This window comes from Naasia lichenicola (assembly GCF_004801885.1).
In the GTDB taxonomy this organism is placed as follows: domain Bacteria; phylum Actinomycetota; class Actinomycetes; order Actinomycetales; family Microbacteriaceae; genus Naasia; species Naasia lichenicola.
Map to the genome: position 1 here is coordinate 787,090 of NZ_SSSM01000005.1, position 17,390 is coordinate 804,479.

A 17,390-nucleotide genomic window follows, 5' to 3' on the forward strand; every position below is an offset into this window, starting at 1 on the left:
CTCGGGGCGCAGCGGCCGAGAAGCCGAAAAGTGCGGGAGTGACGCGCGCATAGCCGCACTTTTCGGCTTCTCGACGACGGTCAGGTCGGCCGGTCGTCTGCCTTCCCGGCGTTACGGACGAATTTCCGCGTGCACGGGGCTGAGCTCGGCGAGCAGCTGCTGCACCCGGGCCTTGATGTCGTCGCGGACGCGGCGGACGGTCTCGATGTCCTTGCCGGCCGGGTCCTCGAGCTCCCAGTCCTCGTAGCGCTTGCCGGGGAAGTACGGGCAGGCGTCGCCGCAGCCCATCGTGATCACCACATCGGACTCCTGCACCGCCTCGGTGCTGAGGAGCTTGGGGGAGTTCGCCCTGATGTCGATGCCCTCCTCGGTCATGGCCTGGACCGCGACCGGATTGATCTGATCCTTCGGCTCCGAGCCCGCGGACAGGACGCGGACGGAGTCGCCGGCGAAGGCCTGCAGATAGCCGGCGGCCATCTGCGAGCGGCCCGCGTTGTGCACGCAGACGAAGAGCACGGTAGGGACGGACATTCGGCTCCAACCGATCGATGAGTGTCGATGGACAGCTTCGCCAACCCATCGAGGCATGTCAATCTGCGACCGGACCGACGCCATGCCCACCTCCGACCCGCTCGCACAGCGCGAGCCAGGTCGGCCTACTCCGCGGTCGGAGCGACCGTGCGGAGGCGACGCTCGAGATGACGGCGCTCCGCCGGATTCGCGACCAGCTCGAGGGAGCGTGCGAATGCGGCGCGCGCCTCTGAGATGCGTCCGGCTCGGAGCAGCAGCTCGGCCCGGCCGGCATGGAAGAGGTGATAGCCATCGAGGCCGGTGATCCGATCGAGGGCGGCCAACCCGGCTCCCGGCCCGTCCGCCATCGCGATGGCCAGCGCACGGTTGAGCGCCACGACCGGCGATCCGGTCATCGCGAGCAGCTGATCGTAGAGCGTGACGATCCTCGGCCAATCGGTGTCCGCCGCCACCCGGGCGTGCGCGTGCTGTGAGGCGATCAAGGCCTCGACCTGGTAGACCCCGGGCCGACCCTGCCGCAACGCGGCTCCCAATGCCTGATCGCCCGCGCTGATCAGCCGGCCGTCCCATCGGGAGCGATCCTGATCGGCGAGCAGGACCAGATCGCCCGCGCCGTCTGCGCGCGTCTCGCGCCGAGAGTGGGCGTACAGCTCGATGGCGAGCAGTGCCGCCGCCTCGGGTTCATCGGGCAGCAGGTCGACTGCGACCCGGGTCAGTCGGATCGCCTCCTCTGCGAGATCGACCCGGTCGAGCGCGCCAAAGTCGGACCGCGCGAGGTATCCCTCGTTGAAGACGAGGTACAACACGGTCAGCAGCGCGGACACACGCGACGAGAGGTCGGCGGGGATCGAGAGCGGGATGCCGGCATCCCGGATCTTGCGCTTGGCCCGCACGATCCGCTGCGCCATGGTCGCCTCGGGGACCAGGAAGGCGGCGGCGATCTCCGGCGTGGTCAGGCCGCCGACGAGCCGCAGGGTCAGGGCCACCTGGGCGTCGCGATCGAGAGCGGGATGGCAGCAGAGCAGGAGCAGGCGGAGCCGCTCGTCGTCGTCCGAACCGGCAGGCCCGTAGGCTTCGTCGTCGATCATCGCGGGCACCTCCTCCGGTTCGCTCGCCAGCAGCAGCTCGGGCGCGACCGATGCCAGCCGGCGCCGTCGCACCTCATCGCGACGCAGCAGGTCGATCGCGTGGTTGCGGGCGACCGTGTACAGCCACGCCGCCGGGTTGTCGGGTGCGCCGTCGCGCGGCCATGCCTCCGCGGCCTGGACGAGCGCATCCTGCATGGCATCGTCGGCGAGGTGCACGTCGCTGAAGCGGCGCGCGAGCAGCGCGACGATCCGTCCGTAGTGCTCGCGGGAGACGCGCGCGAGCAGCAGGGCTGCCTGCTCGCGCGCGTGCTCCGTCACAGGTCGCTCAGACGCCGAGGGCGCGCGCGGCGACCGGCCGGACCTCGACGCTGGCCTCGGCCAGCGGGATGCGTGCGGCAAGGGCGAGCGCCTCGTCGAGATCGGCGGCCTCGATCAGGTAGAAGCCGCCGAACTGCTCCTTCGCCTCGGAGAACGGGCCGTCGACGATGGCAGGCTGCGATCCGATCCTGACGGTCGTGGCCGTGGCGGCCGGGGTCAGGCTGCCGCCGTCGATCCAGTTGCCGCCCGCGACGAGCGACTGGTTGTAGGCGACCCATCCGCCGAGCCAGGCGTCGAATTCGGGGGTGCCGGGGGATGGGGCGACGGACTCGTCCGTGTGGATGAGGAACATGTACTGCATGGTGATCTCCTTGCTGGATGGGCGGGCTGGAGGCCGATGTCGCCGATGATCACGGCTGCGAGAACCGTCACCACCAGATCATGGCCGATGCGAACGACGAAGCGGCGGATCGATCGGTCCGCCATCTCGTCCTGTCGCTGAGGGCGGGTGCCCTGTCACTGGGATGACGCAGCGGCGCCGACCGATCGACAGGGTTCCTCGAAATTCTTCAGATGGGTTTTCGGTGCGCCTGTTCCGGCGCCGCACGCGGTGCCACTCTGAACGGATGGAACGCTTACTCGGGATCGGCGGCTACTTCGTGCGCGCAGCGGATCCGGCGGCTCTGACCACCTGGTACCGCGAGTGTCTCGGCCTCGATGCGGAGGGCGCCGAGCCGTGGCAGCAGGAGGCGGGGGCGACAATCTTCGCGCCGTTCGCCTCCGATACCGACTACTTCGGCCGAATGGAGCAGCAGGTGATGCTGAACTTCCGGGTGCGCGATCTCGACGCCATGCTCGCCCAGCTGCGTGATCGCGGGGCGGCCGTTTCGGCGGAGACTCAGGAGATGGAGGGGATCGGCCGGTTCGGCTGGGTCACCGATCCGGAGGGCAACCGGATCGAGCTCTGGGAGGCGACCGCGTAGGACGCGCGTGCAGCGCCCCTCCGATCCTCTCGAACCGGTGGGAAGTCAGCCCCTGAGGAGCTAGTCGTCCTCGGGGTCGCCGCCGGACGTGGTGTCCGACTCCTGCTCCGGGTCTTCGGTCGCGTTGCCGCTGGGCGAACCGTCGGGGAGCTGCTCGGTGTACGAGTCCTGTCCCTCGGTCGTATCGGTCGAGTTGCCCTCGCCCGTGCCGTTCGTCGCCTTGTCTCGCTCGTTCATCATGTCCTCAGGCCGCTTCCACATCGAGGAGCAGGGCGGCATCGGCGTGATCCCGCAGCTCCTGCAGGCGGGCGAAGGCGCCATGCTCGGCCGCCGGACCGTAGATGCCCATCCGCAGTCGCGACTGGTACTCGAGGGTCTCATCCCGAAGGACGGTCTCGACCAGATGTCGATCGAGCTCGCAGAACCACTCGTGCAGGCGATCCACGACCCTCTGAAAACCCTCGACGGCGTCCATAGAGAGATGATGCCGCTGACATCGGCCGCCGCCGCGAACTCTCAGCGAATGCTCCGACTTAGCAATTCTCATCTTCCGGCCGGTTGTCGACCGGTTCCGGACCGGCCCGAGGTCGGTCGACCGGTCAGCCCTGGTCTGCGCCGACCCGCTCGCCGTTGTCCGCCTTCGGCGCGTCTTCGACGACATCGTTCGTCGGCTTGGTCGCCCTCAGACCAGGGTGGTGCTTGGCCGGCACGGGCAGACGGCAGATGAGTGCACCCGGGTCCACGCCGAATCGCCCGCTCTGGGTCTCGCCGACGGGATCGCCGTCCAGCTCCGCGAGCACAGGACGATCCAGCTCGAACGTCGCGTCAGGCCCGGCCCACTGCCGCAACGAGGCCAGACCGTTGCGGTTGCCGACGGCGACGTCGATGGCGACGCCCAGCCAGCCGGCGATGACGTTCGGACGCAGCAGGACGAGGTCGAGCTGGCCGTCGTCGACGCGGGCTCCAGGGGCCAGTTCGATGTTGGCGACCACCGAGCTGCAGTTGCAGGCCAGGACCATCAGGCTCTTCTGGCTCGACTCGCTCTCATCGCCCACCGTCACGGTGGCCTCGAAGCCGCCGCCGAAGAGGTTCGCTCCGCCGGCAACGACGTAGGCGCCCCAGCCCATCTTCTTCTTGAGCTCGTCGTCGGTTTTGTCCATGATCGTGGCGTCGAGGCCGACTCCGCTCATCACCATGAAGACCCGCTCGACGCCGTCGTCGAAGGTGGCGAGACCCACGTCGATGCCGTGATCCTGGCCCTTGAGCGCGATCTCGACCGCGTCAGGCAGGGAGTTGAACGGGATGCCCAGGTTGCGGGCGAGGAGGTTGCCCGTGCCGCTGGGCAGGATGCCGTATGGCACCGAGCCGCCTCGGAGCACGCTCGCCACGGCCCGCACGGTTCCGTCGCCGCCCATCGCGCAGACGAGGTCGGGGGAGTGGGTCAGCGCCTCCTCTGCGGCCGCCGTTCCCGAGTCCTCCTTGGTCGTCTCGAACCACAGGGGTTCGCCCCAGCCGTACGACAGGACGAGGTCCCGAACCTCAGCCTTGGTCGCCTCGGGATCGTCGAACTTGCTCGGGTTGATGACGATCGCGACGACCGAGGGTTCGTCGGCTGCGGATGGGCGGGATCGGGCGGACATTCGGCTCCTTGAGGCAGCGTCGGTGGGTCGGCGAGCGCGCGCCGACGGGGTACAGCTGCTCGTACTATGGCACGCGGCCTCCTGTGCATTCGTAGAGCGGGAGTCGCGGACGATCGCCGTGTCTTCGCCGGAATCCCGGATGCGGAGCAGTTCGGCGCGGCGGGTCTGTACCCCGATAGCCGGGCCATAGCCTCGACGGATAAGGAGGGCGCCGCTTCGTGACCATCGCCTCTCAGACTCCGCACGCCGATCTCCTCGCCGGCGAAGGCACGGTCATCCGCCCCCTCGTCAGTACGCTGACCCGGCGCTACGCCGTCAGCGCGACCTGCCTCATCGTGCCCCCGCTCACCGCGCTGTATGCGCTCACGGTGTCCAACGGCACGTGGGGGTACATCGTGCTGCTCCAGGTCGTGATGCTCGCGATCTCGATCTTCCTGCGCCGCATCCTCGCCCGGGCGAAGGTCGTCTTCTCCCCGCACGGATTCACCGAGACCGACCTGTTCGGGCCGCCCATGGTGACCCGGCGCGAGGAGATGCGTTCGATCCTGCTCATCCCGGTGACCGACGGCAATTCGTCGAGCAGCTTCGACCATCTGTTCCTGCTCGATGCCGACGACAGAGTGCGTCTGAGGATGCGTGGACGATTCTGGGGCGAGGAGGCGCTGCGCACCGTCGTGTCCCTCTACGAGCTGCCGGTGACCCGGATCGCCGAGACGCGGACGCTGACCGACCTGCGGGGAGACTTCTCGCGCTATCTGTTCTGGCGCGAGCGCCACCCCTACCTGCTTGCCCTGTTCATGGCCGTCGGCATCGTGGCGCTGTTCGGTCCGGTCCTGTGGATGATCGAGACCCTGCTCTAGCGCTGCCGGGCCGCGACGCGTCGCCGGCCGCGTGCCGGGGGTGATGCACGTCAGGATGTCCTCATGACCGTCGCCCGCATCGTCATCCTCTTCGTGCTCGCCGCCGTCGCGGAGATCGGGGGAGCGTGGCTGATCTGGCAGTCGGTGCGCGAGGGCAAGCCGTGGTGGCTCGCCGGGCTGGGAGTGCTCGCGCTCGGTGCGTACGGCTTCGTCGCGACCCTGCAGCCCGACGCGAGCTTCGGACGGATCCTCGCCGCGTACGGCGGGGTCTTCGTCGCGGGCTCGCTGGTCTGGGGTCTGATCGTGGACGGCTTCAAGCCCGACCGGTGGGACATCATCGGCGCGGTCATCTGCATCGTCGGTGTCGCGGTCATCATGTTCGGCCCGCGTGCTGCTGTGCAGTCCTGATTCCACTTGCACGAGCAATGGGAGACGCACACGGCAACGCGCGGCGCGCTCAGCACTCGGTGATGCGGTCCATATGATCGAGGCGTGTTCCTCGATGCTCCACGCGGCATGCGCGACCCAGCTGTCCGCAGCCAGCGCCTGAAGATGCTCGGGTTGTCTCGCATCGCGCCGCTGCGTGAGTGGTCGGCGGGCATCACGGTGACGACGGGCAAGCTGCTGCCCGAGTTCGATCCCGCCGATGGCGGCCTCGACTCGCACTCGCTGATCCTGCATGGCTGGATCTCGACACCGCTCAGCGAGGCGCCCACCGGGCCGGATCTGCTCTCCGTCGACAACGACAGCGACACGGCCGAGTTCATGTGGCGGATGCGCGAGGAGACAGGTCTCCAACAGGGCACCGCGATGCACTGGCGGGTTGTTCCCTGGTACCTCGAGACGCCGCCGCAGGAGCCCGAAGACGTCTCACGCGCCGACATCCGTGACGGCAGCGCCTACCTGATGGAACTGCTCTTCAAGCTGCCCAAGCTCGAAACGGTGCTGCTGTGCGGTGAGGTGCCACGGCGTGCATGGGCGGAGTTCATCGCGCCCCTCACCAACCAGTTCACCGTGATCGAGACCGTCGACGCCTACGCGGCCATCGCCTCGCCGACGGTCGCCGCGGAGCTTCGGTCCGCCTTCGAGCGCGCCGCTCGGAGGACCTTCTAGAGTCGCGTTCTCGAGAGCGATGAGAAGCCGAAAAGTGCGGGAATGATCATCGGATAGCCGCACTTTTCGGCTTCTCACTCGCGGTGGGTCAGACCGCGGACGGCTCCGAGATGCGCTCCGCCAGACGCTGGCCGGCCTCGATTGCGGCGGCCTCCGCCTCGACCTTCAAATCGGCGGCCATGTCGGCGAACGAGTCGAGAGCCGGGTTGACTCCGACCAGCGTGAAGGAGCGCTGGATAACGGTGAGGTCGAGCTTCCAGACGTCCTCCATCACCCGGCGGAGCCAGCCGGTGGAGTGATCCCAGCCCTCACGAGGGGTTCCGGGACCGTAGTTGCCGCCGAGGACAGTGTTGAGGACGGCGGGCTTGCCGGCCAGCCCCGAGCCTTGAGGGCCGAGCTCCGGCGTCGTGTAGACGACGTCGAACCAGGTCTTCACGTGCTGCGAGACGCCGAAGTTGTAGAGCGGCACATCGAGCAGGAGGGCGTCCGCGTTCAGCAGCTCGTCCGCCAGGGTGCGGGCGAGGTCTGCGGCCTCGCGCTGCGCGGGGTCGAGGTCTTCGAGCCGCAGGAACTGCGTCGAGACGGCGAGCGGCCAGATGTGCGCCGGCACGGGATCGGCGGCGAGGTCGCGGCGGACGACCGTGTCGCCCGGGTGCGCGGCGAGCCATTCCGCCTCGACGAGGTCTCCCAGCTCGCGGCTGGCGGACGTCGCGGGCGAGATGCTTGCATCCAGACGGAACAGGGTCATTCGAATCCAATCGCTATGGCTTGTGAAGCAACTCTGTAAAACAGAGCAACTATGGCCAGCATAGCGATAGGATCGTGGGATGCAACTCGACGAGCATGAGGGACGGATGTGCGACGCCACGGTGTCGCTCGCCTTCGCCATCCTCGGCAAGCCCTGGAACGGCATGATCCTCGAGGTGCTCGGAAACGGCGCGATCACCTACTCCGCCGTCCGTCGGGCCGTGCCGGGGATCAGCGATGCGGTGCTCTCCTCGAGGCTGACCGATCTCGCCGACGCCGGACTCGTCACGCGCGAGGTGGACGCCGGCCCGCCCACGATCGTCCGGTACAGCCTCGCCAAGGCGGGCATCGAGCTGATGCCGCTGCTGCGCCAGCTGGGCTCGTGGGCGTCGTCGAATCTCGACCCTGCGCTGGCGGCGTCGGTTCGAGCCAACGCGAGCAGGTAGCTCGCCGGCTACGACCAGCCGCCGAAGCGGGCAGCGATGCTCACCCCGTCATCCAGCAGCCGCAGGCCGGTGGCCTGGACCTCCCGATCCGGATGGAGGGAGTCGTCCGCCCATCGGCGTCTCCGCCGATCCGCACCGACATCGACGATGTCGAGCGCAAGACGGCCGTCCACCAGCACCCGGGTCAGGGCCCAGCGCTGCGTCTCCGCGGCGTTGAGCAGTGTCGGCAGCTCTCCGCCGCCCGCGGGGATGGTGAGCGGAGCCCGGCACCGGATCACGCGTCGCACGCGATCGATCGGAGCGGGCAGGGCGCCGATCGGCCCGGACGAGAGGCGTGCATGCAGGTCGTCGTCGACGAGCACCCGAGGGTCCTGAATGCGGTCGCTCCACTCGGACCGGGCGACGACGACGGCGAGCGAGGGGACGGCGGCGAGCAGGCCGTCGATCGTGATCACCGCGGCCGCGGCTGTCATCGCAGGGGCGATCACCGCCACCACGTCGGCGGCCGACCAGAACAGCCCTGACCCGCGGGCGCCGGGAGCAGGAATCGATCGGGCGACGGCGAGGGTCTCGAGCGCCTTCTGATCCCTCCTCGCCGCGTCGTCGCTGCGGCCCGCGAACTCCGGGCCGTCGTGCCAGGCCACCGCATGCGGCTCATGCGCGAGGATCGCGCCGTGCAGCCACGCGCGGTAGGCGAAGTCCCAGTCCTCGCCTCCGTAGGCGGAGAACGACTCATCGAAGCCGCCGATCTCGTCGAAGAGCCATCGGCTGCAGGCCATGACCGCGCCGATGACGTACCGGTAGGAGGTGTCGTCCACCTCGAGCAGGTCCCGCGTGCGCCGGTAGGCGTCGATCAGCCACTGGGGCTCGGGGAGCAGATTGGCGACACCCGAAATCTCGACCGCCGCGGAAACATCGCCCGCCGACAGATCGGCGTGCCGTCGGCGGCCGACGACGAGAGCGTCGGGGAGCGTGCGGGGGAGTCGGCCGATCGCTTCGAGGTATCCGGCCTCGGGAGCTGTGTCCGCGTCCAGGAAGCAGAGCACGTCTCCGGTGGCCACGGCGGCACCCGCGTTGCGGGCGGCAGCCACGCGGAAGCCGAGGTCCTCCTGCAGGAGGAGGCGGACCCCTGGGCCCACGTCGGGCGGTCGAGTCGAGCCGTCGTCGACGACGATGATCTCGGCCGCTGGGGATGTCTGCCGGGCGAGGGCAGCCAGGGTGCGGGCCAGCTCGGTGCGCTGCTCGAAGTGCACGATCACCACGGAGATCCGGGCAGCGGTCGAGCCGCCCTCGGCCGGCTCAGGAGCGAGATCCCAGCGATTGCCGGGCACGGTGGAGCCGATCACCAGGAGACGCTCCGCCACCAGGCGACGTAGGCCTCGACCGTGTCGGCGAGCAGAGGGCGCAGCGAGACCGTGCTCGCCAAACGGGTGAGCGGAGGGCGACGAGCCGAATCGGCGATCGCATCGGGAAGGTCGTGGGAATCGACGAGCCGGAGAGAGCCCGGTCGGAGCGCCTCCATCTCCCGGGCGTAGCGGCCGCTGAGCACGAGTGGCCGTCGCCCTGCGCGCAGCCAGGTGTTGATCGATCCGGACGCGGAGATGTGCTGATGGGCGCTGAGCGGCACGGCCGCTGCGACGCAGCGCGCCATCAGCTCGTCGTCGGTCAGGTAGCCGGTGGTCTCGAAGCCGACGCCTCGTCGCTCGGCGTGCGCGCGCAGGGCGTCGACATCCCGCTCGTGACCGGCGGATGCCCGCCCGAACGCGGTGACCGTGCGGGGGAGCCCGTCCGATCCGTGGCGCTCACGGGCGTCCGCGAGCGCGTCGATGGCCTCGCGATGCCCCTTGCCCGGGTAGATGAAGCCGACGATGGCGACGGTCGGCTCGGATGAAGCGGTCGGGGCAGCAGTCGCTCCGCCGGTCGATCCCTCGAACGGAGACTCGACGGGCAGAGGGATGACCTCGAGGACCGCGTCGGCGTCCACGTGCCGACGGATGAGCTCGGCCTCGTGCTCGCTGTTGCAGACGACACCGCGGGCCGCGCGGATCACGGAGCGATACGCCGCGGCGCGGCGGATCAGGCTCGTCTCTCCATCCGACGGCTGCGGGATGTCGTGCAGCGTGACGGAGAGACTGCGCTGCTGCGCGAGCTCTCCGATCCGAGCAGCCGCGCGCTCCGGATCCGGGCCGAACAGTCGGTCGGTGAAGTGCAGATGGGCCCGATCGACTCGTTCGCCGTCGGCCGGTGCTTCAGGATGCTGCGCCGCGTGGAGAGCGGAGGCCAGCGATCGCGCATAGCCGACGACGCCGTGCTCGGGGGGACCGACGATGAGCTGCGCGGGCGGCCGCCTGCTCGGATCGCTCATCGGAGCCCCAGCGTCGTCAGGGCGAAGGCGTGCCTCGTGAGTCCTGCTGTCACCGCATCGGGATGCGCCCGATACCAGTCGAGGTGGGCCACTCGGACCTCGTCCTCGGAGAGCTCCCGCCCGTCGACGAGCCAGTGCGCTCGCGGCTCAGCGTTCAACCCATAGGCCTCGATCACGGCGGCCGATCGCGGAGCGTGGACGCTGTTCAGCAGCGGGCGCCTCGGAACGGCCGCCCCCGCCCCGAGGCCGAGAGCGGTGCGGAGGCGATCCGCGAGCGCCGCGAAGATGCGGTTACCGGGGTGGTTGAGGGTGCGCATCGCCTCGAAGTCGGGGGAGTCGAAGAGGTCGGAGGCGCGGACGGTGCCGTGGTGCTGCTCCCGCGTCTGGAGCTCGCGGAGCGATGCCCGCGCGATGTCGTGGACCTGCTCCGAGGTGGGGTCTGTCTCCTCCGTTCGTCCGCCGGCAGCCTCGCCACGGAGCAGCCGCCCGGCCTCGGCGAGGGTGCGCAGGTCGTGGTACGCGACGAGCGGTGGGCTGAGCGACGGATCGGTCGGGGGTCGCACGATGGCGTGGAACGGGTAGAGCCCGGCGAAGCGCACGACCGGGATGAGCGCGGTGCGCGCTCCGCGGCTCAGCCGGTCGACGAGCTGCTGAGTTCCGAGCGACAGCGAGTGGTAGTCGGCTCGGACCGGTTGACTGACGAGGTAGGAGGCGCGGCCGAGCAGACGGTCGAGATGCGGGACGTCCGCCTCGGTCAGCTCGTGGACGGGAGGGATCCGGACGGTCTCCACGTCGGTGCCGCTGAGCATGATCCGGATCGATTCGGCCTGGCAGTTGCCGTGCACGAGCAGGATCGGCCGATCCGAGGCGATCTCCGTGACGCCGTAGAACGCCCCGTAGTGCAGCGTGCGTCCCGACAGCTCCACCGCGTCCGCGTCAGGCTCCGGATGCGGGTCGGCCGTCGTCATCGTGGACATCCGCCGCCCTTCCCGCTTCTCGACCGTTCAGTCGATCGGACTGCGGACCCCCTGACCTCCCATCGTGGCATCGACCGGCTGGCGCGCGCACGCGTCAGACCTGTCGTAGTGTCGGCAGGTGCGCATCGCCTCCATCCCGGCCGGGCATCCGTACGTCCAGGGGAGCCTCCGAGGTCTCGATGTGCTGCCGGATCCGACCCCACCGGGTGCCGGCCCCGGTCAGTGGTGGCCCCCGGTGATGTGGGATGCGGACTGGGTGCGCGCCAATGCGCACGCCTTCGACGTGATGCACGTCCACTTCGGCATGGAGTCATTCGCGCCGGCCCATATGCGAGGCGTGCTCGATGCCCTGGCGGAGGTGGGACGGCCGTTCGTCCTCACCGTGCACGACCTCCAGAACCCGCAGCTCGTCGATCAAACAGTCCATCTCGCGCAGCTCGACCTGCTCATTGGTGCGGCGGACGCCGTGGTGACGCTGACCGCGGGGGCCGCGGCCGAGATCGCCGCCCGATGGGGAAGGAACGCGGTCGTCATCCCGCATCCGCGGATGCTGGAGCGGGCCGATCGATTCGCCGCCCTCGCTCCGACGGGCCGCCCGAGGATCGGCATCCATCTGAAGGATCTCCGACCCGGCGTCGACGGTCCCGGCACCGTCGCGGCGGCGGCGGAAGCGCTGCGCCTCCGCGCAGACGGAGCGGGAGACGGTGCTGTCCTCGAAGTGCACCTGCACGAGCGAGTTCGTGACCACGAGGCCGAGCGTCAGGTGCGGGCGTTGGCGGATGCCGATCCGGCGATCGAGCTGCAGGTGCACTCCCGCCTCGACGACGACGCGCTGGCGGCCTCGATCGCGCGACTGAGTGCGGCGATCCTTCCGTACCGACACGGCACGCACTCGGGATGGCTCGAGCTCTGCTGGGATCTCGGGGTGCCGGTGCTCGCCCCCGCGATCGGACATCTGATCGATCAGCACGCGGATGGGGTGTTCGCGTTCGACACCGGCTCGCAGTCGTCCACCGCGCGCTCGATGGCGCGGGCGATCGACCAGGCCGTCACCGCTGCGCCGGAGCGCGCGGGGTCGATCCGCCGCCGTTCCGCCCAGCGCGACCTCCAGCAGCCGAGGATCACCGAGGCCCACGGACGCCTCTATCGGGCCGTGACCGGCGCTCGAGGAGAAGGCGCGCACGTCAGCGGTACCGCCGGGGCACGGTCCACGCCCGCCCGAACTCCGCGTTGAAGCTCTCGGGCGAGAACGGGCTGTCGCCGCCTGCGGGGTAGCTCGTCAGCTCGCCGAGCACGACACGATCCTGCAGGTGGTAGAGGTCGACCCGCACGAAGTCGGTCTCCGCGCCGAGCCTTCGGGCGATCTCGAGCATCTCGTCGAGTCGCTGCGGCCGGGGACGAGGCGGATCAGCCCAGGCGGGGCCGCCGCTCATCTCCAGGTGCTGCCAGTCGGGCCGATAGAAGTCCTGGGTCCGTCCGCCGAACCGGCCGGCGTCGACCTGGATGAACCGCGGCTCCCCGTGGAAGGTGAAGATCTTGAAGTCCTCCGGGATCGAGCCGACGCCGTCTTCGAGCAGCTCCTCGACGATGATCCGCCGCGGCACGTGTCCGTAGGCCCATTCCCGGTTCGGTCCCTGTCCATAGAGTTGGGTCATCCAATGTCGGCCGATGGCGGCGAGGCGATCCGACGAGGCGTGTTCAGGGCGGACGTGCCGATAGACCCAGCTTGAATCCGCCTCCGGAAGTCGTGCCGACTCCGAGGCATCGGGTGAGACGACGAGGACCGCACCGCTGCCGTGGGTGGGCTTCAGCACATAGCGATCGGGCAGTGCGATGCTGCGCAGCTCGTCGGGATCGTCGAGCACGGCGATGGCGCGCGGCAGGTAGCCGTCGCCGATCCGCGCGACCACGTAGTCGCGCACCGCCGCCTTGTCGGCGAAGGTGACCAGCAGCGGACGGTGATCCCGCAGCATCTTGTAGCGGACCTTCTCGGTGAAGGTGCGCGGCCTCGAGGTGCGCGCAAGCCGCCAGAGTTGGACGAGTCGACTGCGCTCCCGCGGGCGGGCTCGGGTGCTCATCGCGTCAGCTGGCCTGCAGGTCGAGATCGCCAGACCCGTGCGCTGCGGCAGCCGGATCAGCGAGTCGGTCCGGATCGTCGGTGCCGGTGAGACGGCGGAGGATGCGCTCGTAGCCGTCCACCATGCCCTGATCGGAATATGCGGCTGCGGCCGAGCGGACCGCCGCCCGGCTGCGCCCCAGCGCCTCGCGGATCGCCTGCGCCAGCGCGTCGACGCTGTCGTCGGCCGCAAGGGCGCCCGCCGCGGGGGCGATCAGCTCCGGCATGGCGCCGGCCGGCAGAGCGGCGACGGGGGTGCCGCAGGCCATCGCCTCGACCACGCTGAGACCGAACGGCTCCGCCCACAGGGGCGAAGCGATGAAGACCGCTCCGCGGGCCAGGAAACGGGGCAGCTGATCGTGATCCAGGTGGCCGCGATAGCGGACGTCGGCACCGAGCCGTGGCACGATCTGCTCGTCGAAGTAGGCGCGATGGGCGATCGGACCGCTGATCTCCAGCGCGATCCCCGCCGCTCGCGCCGCATCGATCGCCAGGTGCAGCCCCTTCTCGGGCGTGATCCGCGCGGCCCACAAGGCGTGGCGGCGCCGAAGGTGGGTTCGCGGTCGCCAGCGATGCAGATCGACTCCGTTGGACACCACCTCGACGGAGGGGAGCAGGTGTCGCCAGCTCGCTGCGTTAGCGCGCGAGACGGTGGCGTATGCGTGCCTCTCTCCCGGGGTCCAGCCGGCACTGCTCACGACCGCGGTGACATCGGCGAGGGTCGGCGGGGTGTGCAGGATCGTCAGCATGGCGGTGTCGCGAAGGCCCCGATAGGGCAGCGAGCTGAGCGAGTTGTTGATGACCACGTCGTAGCCGCCGCCTTCGATGAGCTGGATGCTGTGGTGAGCCGCCTCGGCGAGGAAGCCCCGCTGCTGTTCGCGCACGAGCGGCGAAGCCGTGCGGATGAACTCGAATTCCGCCGGCACGAGGGCATGCAGGCGCGCGTCCGTTCCACTGCCCTCCTTGGCGAAGAGGGTCACGTCGTGGCCTCGGGCGACGAGGATGTCCGTCATCGTGGCCGTGTGGGCCTCGGTTCCGCCTTCGAACGGCTGAGCGATCGGGTGGTGCATGTGGCAGAGGACAGCGATCCTCATGGCTGATCCCTCCTCAGGTAGCGGGGCGGTGTGTGCTCTCCGGTGGAGATGCGCTCGATGAGACCCTGATTCTCGAACTCGTCCAGCCAGCCCCGCATCGGCCAGAACCCCCATCTATCGGCGAACCGTGCGCCGTTGCGCAGGATGTCGTCGAGGTGATCGACCGGCGGGTGCTGCGACTCGTGGTGCTGATGGAAGGCCTCGGCGCCTCCGACCCAGGTGTGCGGGACTCCTGCGACCACGGCGCTCTGCGCGAAGTCGGTGTCCTCGGCGCCGTAGCCCGTGTAGCCCGGATCGAACCCGTCGATCTCGCGCCAGGTGTCGACGGTGACCGCGAACGACAGCGACCAGAACAGCAGGGGATCGGCATCGAGCAGCTCGCCGGGAGCAGGCATCGGGCGGAAGGAGGGGAAGCGCGCGGACGCGAAGGTCTCCGGGTCGTGCTCGTCGGGGCCCAGATAGCCGACTGCTCCGGAGAGCAGGCTGCGCGGAAGGACCGTCGCTGCTGCCTGGTAGCGGGAGAGCAGGCCGGGGCCCGGGATGCAGTCCACATCGAGGAACACGAGCAGCTCGGCGCCGTGCGCGATCGCCCGGGCCGCGCCCGCGTTGCGTGCAGAGGCCAGCGGGAGCCGGCCGTCGACGCGCTCCATCGGCAGGATCAGCGGGGGGAGAGCGGACTCGGAGCGCCAGCCCTCGAGCCCGGGTTCGTCCATCGCGACCACGACATGCTCATCGGGAGTCACGGGTCCGGCGAGCAGGGCGTCGTGCTGACGCTCGAGATGGCGCCGTCGTCCCGACACGATGGTGATGACGCTCGTCTTCATCGGCCGTGCCGACCCGAGGCGGATGACGCCGCGACACGCTGGATGACGGCAGCGGCGCGGGCGGCCGCCTCTCCGTCCACCCAGCCGGACCAGAGGTCGCCGTCGAGGCCCCTGGCGCGCTCGATCGTCCGAGCGAGGTCGTCGAGGTCGAGCCCGAGGTCGACGTCATGGTCGAGACCCGCGTCGACAGGGAAGACCGTCGCGGGCATGTCGGATGCGTCGATGGCGCGGGCCATCGCGCTCTGCTCGCCGTGCGGTCGGTCCTCGGCGATCAGGACGGCAGGCGTCCGGGCTGCGGCGATCTCGGCGATGGCGTTCTGGCCGCAGTGCGCGATCACCACCTGCGCCGACCGCAGCAGATCGGCTATCTCGCGCTCCGAGCCGGTTGCCGGGACCGGATCGCCGATCCCCGCCTCGCGCAGCTTCGCGGACACCCGATCGACCGAGCTCGGGCCGCGGCCTCCACGGCCCTGCAGGATCACGATCGAACCATCGCGCCGGGGGATGCCCGGCGGACGGACCGGGGTCCGGCTGATCGCGCCCACCGTGTGCAGCCGCTCGCCTAGCTCGGCGGCAGTGCGGAGGGGCGAGACGGAGGGGGGCCATGGGGCGATGACGGCCGCGGCGATGTCGTACACCAGGGTGTGGGCGGGATCCGTGCGCGCTCCCGGCTGGGCGACCACGACCACGGGCACTCCGAGCAGGCGGCAGAGCAGCGCCACCTCGACCGAGACGTCGATCACGAAGCAGGACGGCCTCTCGCGGGCGATCCACTGCGCGATCGTCGCCATCCGATCCGCCAGGCCCACCGAACCGAGCGGAACCCAATGCAGTCGTCCGTTCGCGGAGGCGTCCTCCGGAGGCGATGCGTCGGTGTCCAGCGGAAGGACCGTCCACGGTCCGGTCCATCCCGCCGGGGCGTCGAGGGAGGAGAAGCCGGCGACCTCATCATCGACGGCGGCGGCGAGTGCGGCGGCGCGATGGAGGTGCCCGGCTCCATGGTGGTGCACGTAGTACCCGATCACGCGGGGATGCCCCGACCTTCGTGCACTGCGCTCCTGGGGATCGGCGCCCCCAGCTGGGGGCGGACCTAGCCTAAGGCCGCGCGCGGACATGGACTGAATGGCAGCCGAGCGCCCATCCGGGCAGCGCGAGCATCGTCGTGTGGCCCTGACTGGGGCCGCCTCCGAGTTCGGCGCGCCCCCGCGCGGGGGCTCCAGGGTCTAGGATTCTATGGGTCGCCGATGGTCGCCGACAGCAGAGAAGGCAGAGGAAGACATGAACGAGCTGCGTTCTCTGGGATCGTCCGGCATCGAGGTGTCGGCCATCGGTCTCGGCACCAGCACCTTCGGCTGGACGGCGTCGCCCGGCGAAGCGGGGCGGATCCTCGACTTCTACGTCGACGCAGGCGGCAACCACATCGACACATCGCCCACCTACCCGCAGTGGGTGCAGGGGCACTCCGGAGGCGAGGCGGAGTCGATCATCGGCGACTGGCTCGTGCGCAACGGCCGCCGCGACGAGGTGGTCCTCGCGACCAAGGTCGGCAAGGGCCGCGAGGCGCGCGGCCTGTCCGCCACCGCGATCCGGCTCGGCATCGACGCCTCGCTGCGCCGCCTGCGGACCGATCGGGTGGATGTGTTCTCGCTGCACCTGTGGGATTCGCGGGTGCCGATCGACGAGACCCTCGAGGCCGTCGACGAGCTCGTCCGCGCCGGCAAGGTCCGCGCCGTCGGGGTGTCCAACTTCACCGCCGACCAGCTCGCGCAGTCGCTCGTGGCCGCGCTCGCCGGTCGATGGGCGGCGCCCGCGGTTGCCCAGAGTGCCTACAGCCTCGTGGAGCGGTCGGGTCTCGATGACCGGCTGCGGCGCATGGTGGCCCGCGAAGCGACCGGCTTCGTCGCGCACTCGGCGCTGGCGAAGGGGTTCCTGTCAGGCAAGTACACCCGCGACGCTCCCGTGGGCGTCGAGGTGGACCGGATGATCGACGTCGCGGGCTACTGCACCCCGCAGGGCTTCGCTGTCCTGGATATCGTGCAGGGCATCGCCGCGGCGACCGGCTCCACGCCAGCGGCCGTCAGCATCGCCTGGGTGCTGTCGACGCCCGAGGTGTCCAGCCTGCTCGTCTCGGCGCGCTCGGCGGCTCAGCTGCGGGAGATTCTGAACGCCGGCGATCTCACGCTGGGCACGGCCGAGCTCCGAGCGCTGGATGCGGCGGGCAGCTCGGTCGCCGTCGGACAGCACCGTTCGTCCTAGCGGGAGCGCATGCCGACGCGGACTCCTGATAG

22 protein-coding genes are annotated in these 17,390 nt (G+C 69.9%); 8 read left to right on the forward strand and 14 right to left on the reverse strand.

The window, feature by feature from the left end:
* Positions 1-111 precede the first annotated feature (111 nt).
* The 3 genes from E6C64_RS14710 to E6C64_RS14720 all read right to left on the reverse strand — a co-directional run bounded on the left by E6C64_RS14710 (position 112) and on the right by E6C64_RS14720 (position 2,298).
* Positions 112-531, reverse strand: a complete 420-nt coding sequence (locus E6C64_RS14710; RefSeq protein ID WP_136428224.1) for an arsenate reductase ArsC — start codon at positions 529-531, stop codon at positions 112-114.
* A 125-nt stretch (positions 532-656) separates the two neighbouring features.
* Complete coding sequence (locus tag E6C64_RS14715) at positions 657-1,937, reverse strand: RNA polymerase sigma factor (protein ID WP_199241050.1); 1,281 nt, start codon at positions 1,935-1,937, stop codon at positions 657-659.
* Between the two features lie 7 nt (positions 1,938-1,944).
* Positions 1,945-2,298 carry a YciI family protein gene (locus tag E6C64_RS14720; RefSeq protein ID WP_136428225.1) on the reverse strand — a complete coding sequence of 118 codons (354 nt, stop codon included), beginning with the start codon at positions 2,296-2,298 and terminating at the stop codon, positions 1,945-1,947.
* Positions 2,299-2,315: 17 nt separating this feature from the next.
* Here E6C64_RS14720 and E6C64_RS19130 point away from each other — a divergent pair, with 17 nt between their 5' ends.
* Entirely contained in the window at positions 2,316-2,465 is a 150-nt protein-coding gene (locus tag E6C64_RS19130; RefSeq protein WP_158437876.1) for a hypothetical protein, read from the forward strand.
* Between the two features lie 98 nt (positions 2,466-2,563).
* The gene (locus E6C64_RS14725) at positions 2,564-2,920 is read left to right on the forward strand and encodes a VOC family protein (RefSeq protein WP_136428226.1); all 357 of its coding nucleotides are present in this window, start codon (positions 2,564-2,566) and stop codon (positions 2,918-2,920) included.
* Between the two features lie 60 nt (positions 2,921-2,980).
* Here the strand turns inward: E6C64_RS14725 and E6C64_RS14730 are convergent, their stop codons facing one another.
* The 3 genes from E6C64_RS14730 to E6C64_RS14740 all read right to left on the reverse strand — a co-directional run bounded on the left by E6C64_RS14730 (position 2,981) and on the right by E6C64_RS14740 (position 4,560).
* Positions 2,981-3,160, reverse strand: a complete 180-nt coding sequence (locus E6C64_RS14730; protein ID WP_136428227.1) for a hypothetical protein — start codon at positions 3,158-3,160, stop codon at positions 2,981-2,983.
* Between the two features lie 4 nt (positions 3,161-3,164).
* Positions 3,165-3,395 (reverse strand): hypothetical protein, encoded by a 231-nt coding sequence (locus E6C64_RS14735; RefSeq protein WP_136428228.1) that lies wholly within the window; start codon positions 3,393-3,395, stop codon positions 3,165-3,167.
* Positions 3,396-3,519: 124 nt separating this feature from the next.
* Entirely contained in the window at positions 3,520-4,560 is a 1,041-nt protein-coding gene (locus tag E6C64_RS14740; RefSeq protein WP_136428229.1) for a diacylglycerol/lipid kinase family protein, read from the reverse strand.
* Positions 4,561-4,778: 218 nt separating this feature from the next.
* On the opposite strand from E6C64_RS14740, the gene E6C64_RS14745 reads away from it, so the two are divergent.
* The 3 genes from E6C64_RS14745 to E6C64_RS14755 all read left to right on the forward strand — a co-directional run bounded on the left by E6C64_RS14745 (position 4,779) and on the right by E6C64_RS14755 (position 6,533).
* Entirely contained in the window at positions 4,779-5,420 is a 642-nt protein-coding gene (locus E6C64_RS14745) for a hypothetical protein (protein ID WP_136428230.1), read from the forward strand.
* Positions 5,421-5,483: 63 nt separating this feature from the next.
* On the forward strand, positions 5,484-5,828 hold the full coding sequence (locus tag E6C64_RS14750) for a YnfA family protein (protein ID WP_136428231.1): 345 nt from the start codon (positions 5,484-5,486) through the stop codon (positions 5,826-5,828).
* Between the two features lie 84 nt (positions 5,829-5,912).
* Positions 5,913-6,533: a uracil-DNA glycosylase family protein gene (locus tag E6C64_RS14755; protein WP_136428232.1), complete on the forward strand. Its 621-nt coding sequence runs from the start codon at positions 5,913-5,915 to the stop codon at positions 6,531-6,533.
* An 88-nt stretch (positions 6,534-6,621) separates the two neighbouring features.
* Here E6C64_RS14755 and E6C64_RS14760 read toward each other — a convergent pair whose 3' ends face one another.
* A complete protein-coding gene (locus E6C64_RS14760; RefSeq protein WP_136428233.1) occupies positions 6,622-7,281 on the reverse strand; it encodes an FMN-dependent NADH-azoreductase in 660 nt (219 codons plus the stop codon).
* A gap of 79 nt (positions 7,282-7,360) precedes the next feature.
* On the opposite strand from E6C64_RS14760, the gene E6C64_RS14765 reads away from it, so the two are divergent.
* A complete protein-coding gene (locus E6C64_RS14765; RefSeq protein WP_136428234.1) occupies positions 7,361-7,726 on the forward strand; it encodes a winged helix-turn-helix transcriptional regulator in 366 nt (121 codons plus the stop codon).
* 8 nt (positions 7,727-7,734) lie between these two features.
* Here E6C64_RS14765 and E6C64_RS14770 read toward each other — a convergent pair whose 3' ends face one another.
* The 3 genes from E6C64_RS14770 to E6C64_RS14780 are packed head-to-tail and all read right to left on the reverse strand — an operon-like array spanning position 7,735 to position 11,059.
* Positions 7,735-9,072, reverse strand: a complete 1,338-nt coding sequence (locus E6C64_RS14770) for a glycosyltransferase family 2 protein (RefSeq protein ID WP_136428235.1) — start codon at positions 9,070-9,072, stop codon at positions 7,735-7,737.
* Positions 9,069-10,091 (reverse strand): glycosyltransferase family protein, encoded by a 1,023-nt coding sequence (locus E6C64_RS14775; protein WP_136428236.1) that lies wholly within the window; start codon positions 10,089-10,091, stop codon positions 9,069-9,071. Before E6C64_RS14775 ends, E6C64_RS14770 begins: the two co-directional genes overlap by 4 nt.
* Positions 10,088-11,059 carry a WcbI family polysaccharide biosynthesis putative acetyltransferase gene (locus E6C64_RS14780; RefSeq protein ID WP_136428237.1) on the reverse strand — a complete coding sequence of 324 codons (972 nt, stop codon included), beginning with the start codon at positions 11,057-11,059 and terminating at the stop codon, positions 10,088-10,090. The genes E6C64_RS14775 and E6C64_RS14780 overlap by 4 nt, the downstream gene beginning before the upstream one ends.
* 127 nt (positions 11,060-11,186) lie before the next feature.
* Here E6C64_RS14780 and E6C64_RS14785 point away from each other — a divergent pair, with 127 nt between their 5' ends.
* The gene (locus E6C64_RS14785) at positions 11,187-12,302 is read left to right on the forward strand and encodes a glycosyltransferase (RefSeq protein WP_136428238.1); all 1,116 of its coding nucleotides are present in this window, start codon (positions 11,187-11,189) and stop codon (positions 12,300-12,302) included.
* Here the strand turns inward: E6C64_RS14785 and E6C64_RS14790 are convergent.
* From E6C64_RS14790 to E6C64_RS14805, 4 genes are read right to left on the reverse strand one after another with little or no spacing between them, the layout of a single operon-like run.
* Positions 12,253-13,146 (reverse strand): ATP-grasp fold amidoligase family protein, encoded by an 894-nt coding sequence (locus E6C64_RS14790; RefSeq protein ID WP_136428239.1) that lies wholly within the window; start codon positions 13,144-13,146, stop codon positions 12,253-12,255. The genes E6C64_RS14785 and E6C64_RS14790 overlap by 50 nt on opposite strands.
* 4 nt (positions 13,147-13,150) lie before the next feature.
* Entirely contained in the window at positions 13,151-14,278 is a 1,128-nt protein-coding gene (locus E6C64_RS14795) for a glycosyltransferase (protein WP_136428240.1), read from the reverse strand.
* A complete protein-coding gene (locus E6C64_RS14800) occupies positions 14,275-15,102 on the reverse strand; it encodes a glycosyltransferase family 2 protein (RefSeq protein WP_136428241.1) in 828 nt (275 codons plus the stop codon). The genes E6C64_RS14795 and E6C64_RS14800 overlap by 4 nt, the downstream gene beginning before the upstream one ends.
* The gene (locus tag E6C64_RS14805) at positions 15,099-16,127 is read right to left on the reverse strand and encodes a glycosyltransferase (protein WP_158437877.1); all 1,029 of its coding nucleotides are present in this window, start codon (positions 16,125-16,127) and stop codon (positions 15,099-15,101) included. The genes E6C64_RS14800 and E6C64_RS14805 overlap by 4 nt, the downstream gene beginning before the upstream one ends.
* Positions 16,128-16,380: 253 nt before the next feature.
* Here E6C64_RS14805 and E6C64_RS14810 point away from each other — a divergent pair, with 253 nt between their 5' ends.
* Positions 16,381-17,358, forward strand: a complete 978-nt coding sequence (locus E6C64_RS14810) for an aldo/keto reductase (protein WP_158437878.1) — start codon at positions 16,381-16,383, stop codon at positions 17,356-17,358.
* Positions 17,359-17,390: the final 32 nt, after the last annotated feature.

Bases quoted from the DNA above. Each gene is read 5' to 3' on its own strand.
- E6C64_RS14795 (WP_136428240.1), bottom strand. From the start codon at position 14,278: ATGAGGATCGCTGTCCTCTGCCACATGCACCACCCGATCGCTCAGCCG.
- E6C64_RS14760 (WP_136428233.1), bottom strand. From the start codon at position 7,281: ATGACCCTGTTCCGTCTGGATGCAAGCATCTCGCCCGCGACGTCCGCC.
- E6C64_RS14790 (WP_136428239.1), bottom strand. From the start codon at position 13,146: ATGAGCACCCGAGCCCGCCCGCGGGAGCGCAGTCGACTCGTCCAACTC.
- E6C64_RS14720 (WP_136428225.1), bottom strand. From the start codon at position 2,298: ATGCAGTACATGTTCCTCATCCACACGGACGAGTCCGTCGCCCCATCC.
- E6C64_RS14765 (WP_136428234.1), top strand. From the start codon at position 7,361: ATGCAACTCGACGAGCATGAGGGACGGATGTGCGACGCCACGGTGTCG.
- E6C64_RS14810 (WP_158437878.1), top strand. From the start codon at position 16,381: ATGAACGAGCTGCGTTCTCTGGGATCGTCCGGCATCGAGGTGTCGGCC.
- E6C64_RS14775 (WP_136428236.1), bottom strand. From the start codon at position 10,091: ATGAGCGATCCGAGCAGGCGGCCGCCCGCGCAGCTCATCGTCGGTCCC.
- E6C64_RS14725 (WP_136428226.1), top strand. From the start codon at position 2,564: ATGGAACGCTTACTCGGGATCGGCGGCTACTTCGTGCGCGCAGCGGAT.
- E6C64_RS14800 (WP_136428241.1), bottom strand. From the start codon at position 15,102: ATGAAGACGAGCGTCATCACCATCGTGTCGGGACGACGGCGCCATCTC.
- E6C64_RS19130 (WP_158437876.1), top strand. From the start codon at position 2,316: ATGGGCGGGCTGGAGGCCGATGTCGCCGATGATCACGGCTGCGAGAAC.
- E6C64_RS14780 (WP_136428237.1), bottom strand. From the start codon at position 11,059: ATGACGACGGCCGACCCGCATCCGGAGCCTGACGCGGACGCGGTGGAG.
- E6C64_RS14730 (WP_136428227.1), bottom strand. From the start codon at position 3,160: ATGATGAACGAGCGAGACAAGGCGACGAACGGCACGGGCGAGGGCAAC.
- E6C64_RS14710 (WP_136428224.1), bottom strand. From the start codon at position 531: ATGTCCGTCCCTACCGTGCTCTTCGTCTGCGTGCACAACGCGGGCCGC.
- E6C64_RS14750 (WP_136428231.1), top strand. From the start codon at position 5,484: ATGACCGTCGCCCGCATCGTCATCCTCTTCGTGCTCGCCGCCGTCGCG.
- E6C64_RS14735 (WP_136428228.1), bottom strand. From the start codon at position 3,395: ATGGACGCCGTCGAGGGTTTTCAGAGGGTCGTGGATCGCCTGCACGAG.
- E6C64_RS14740 (WP_136428229.1), bottom strand. From the start codon at position 4,560: ATGTCCGCCCGATCCCGCCCATCCGCAGCCGACGAACCCTCGGTCGTC.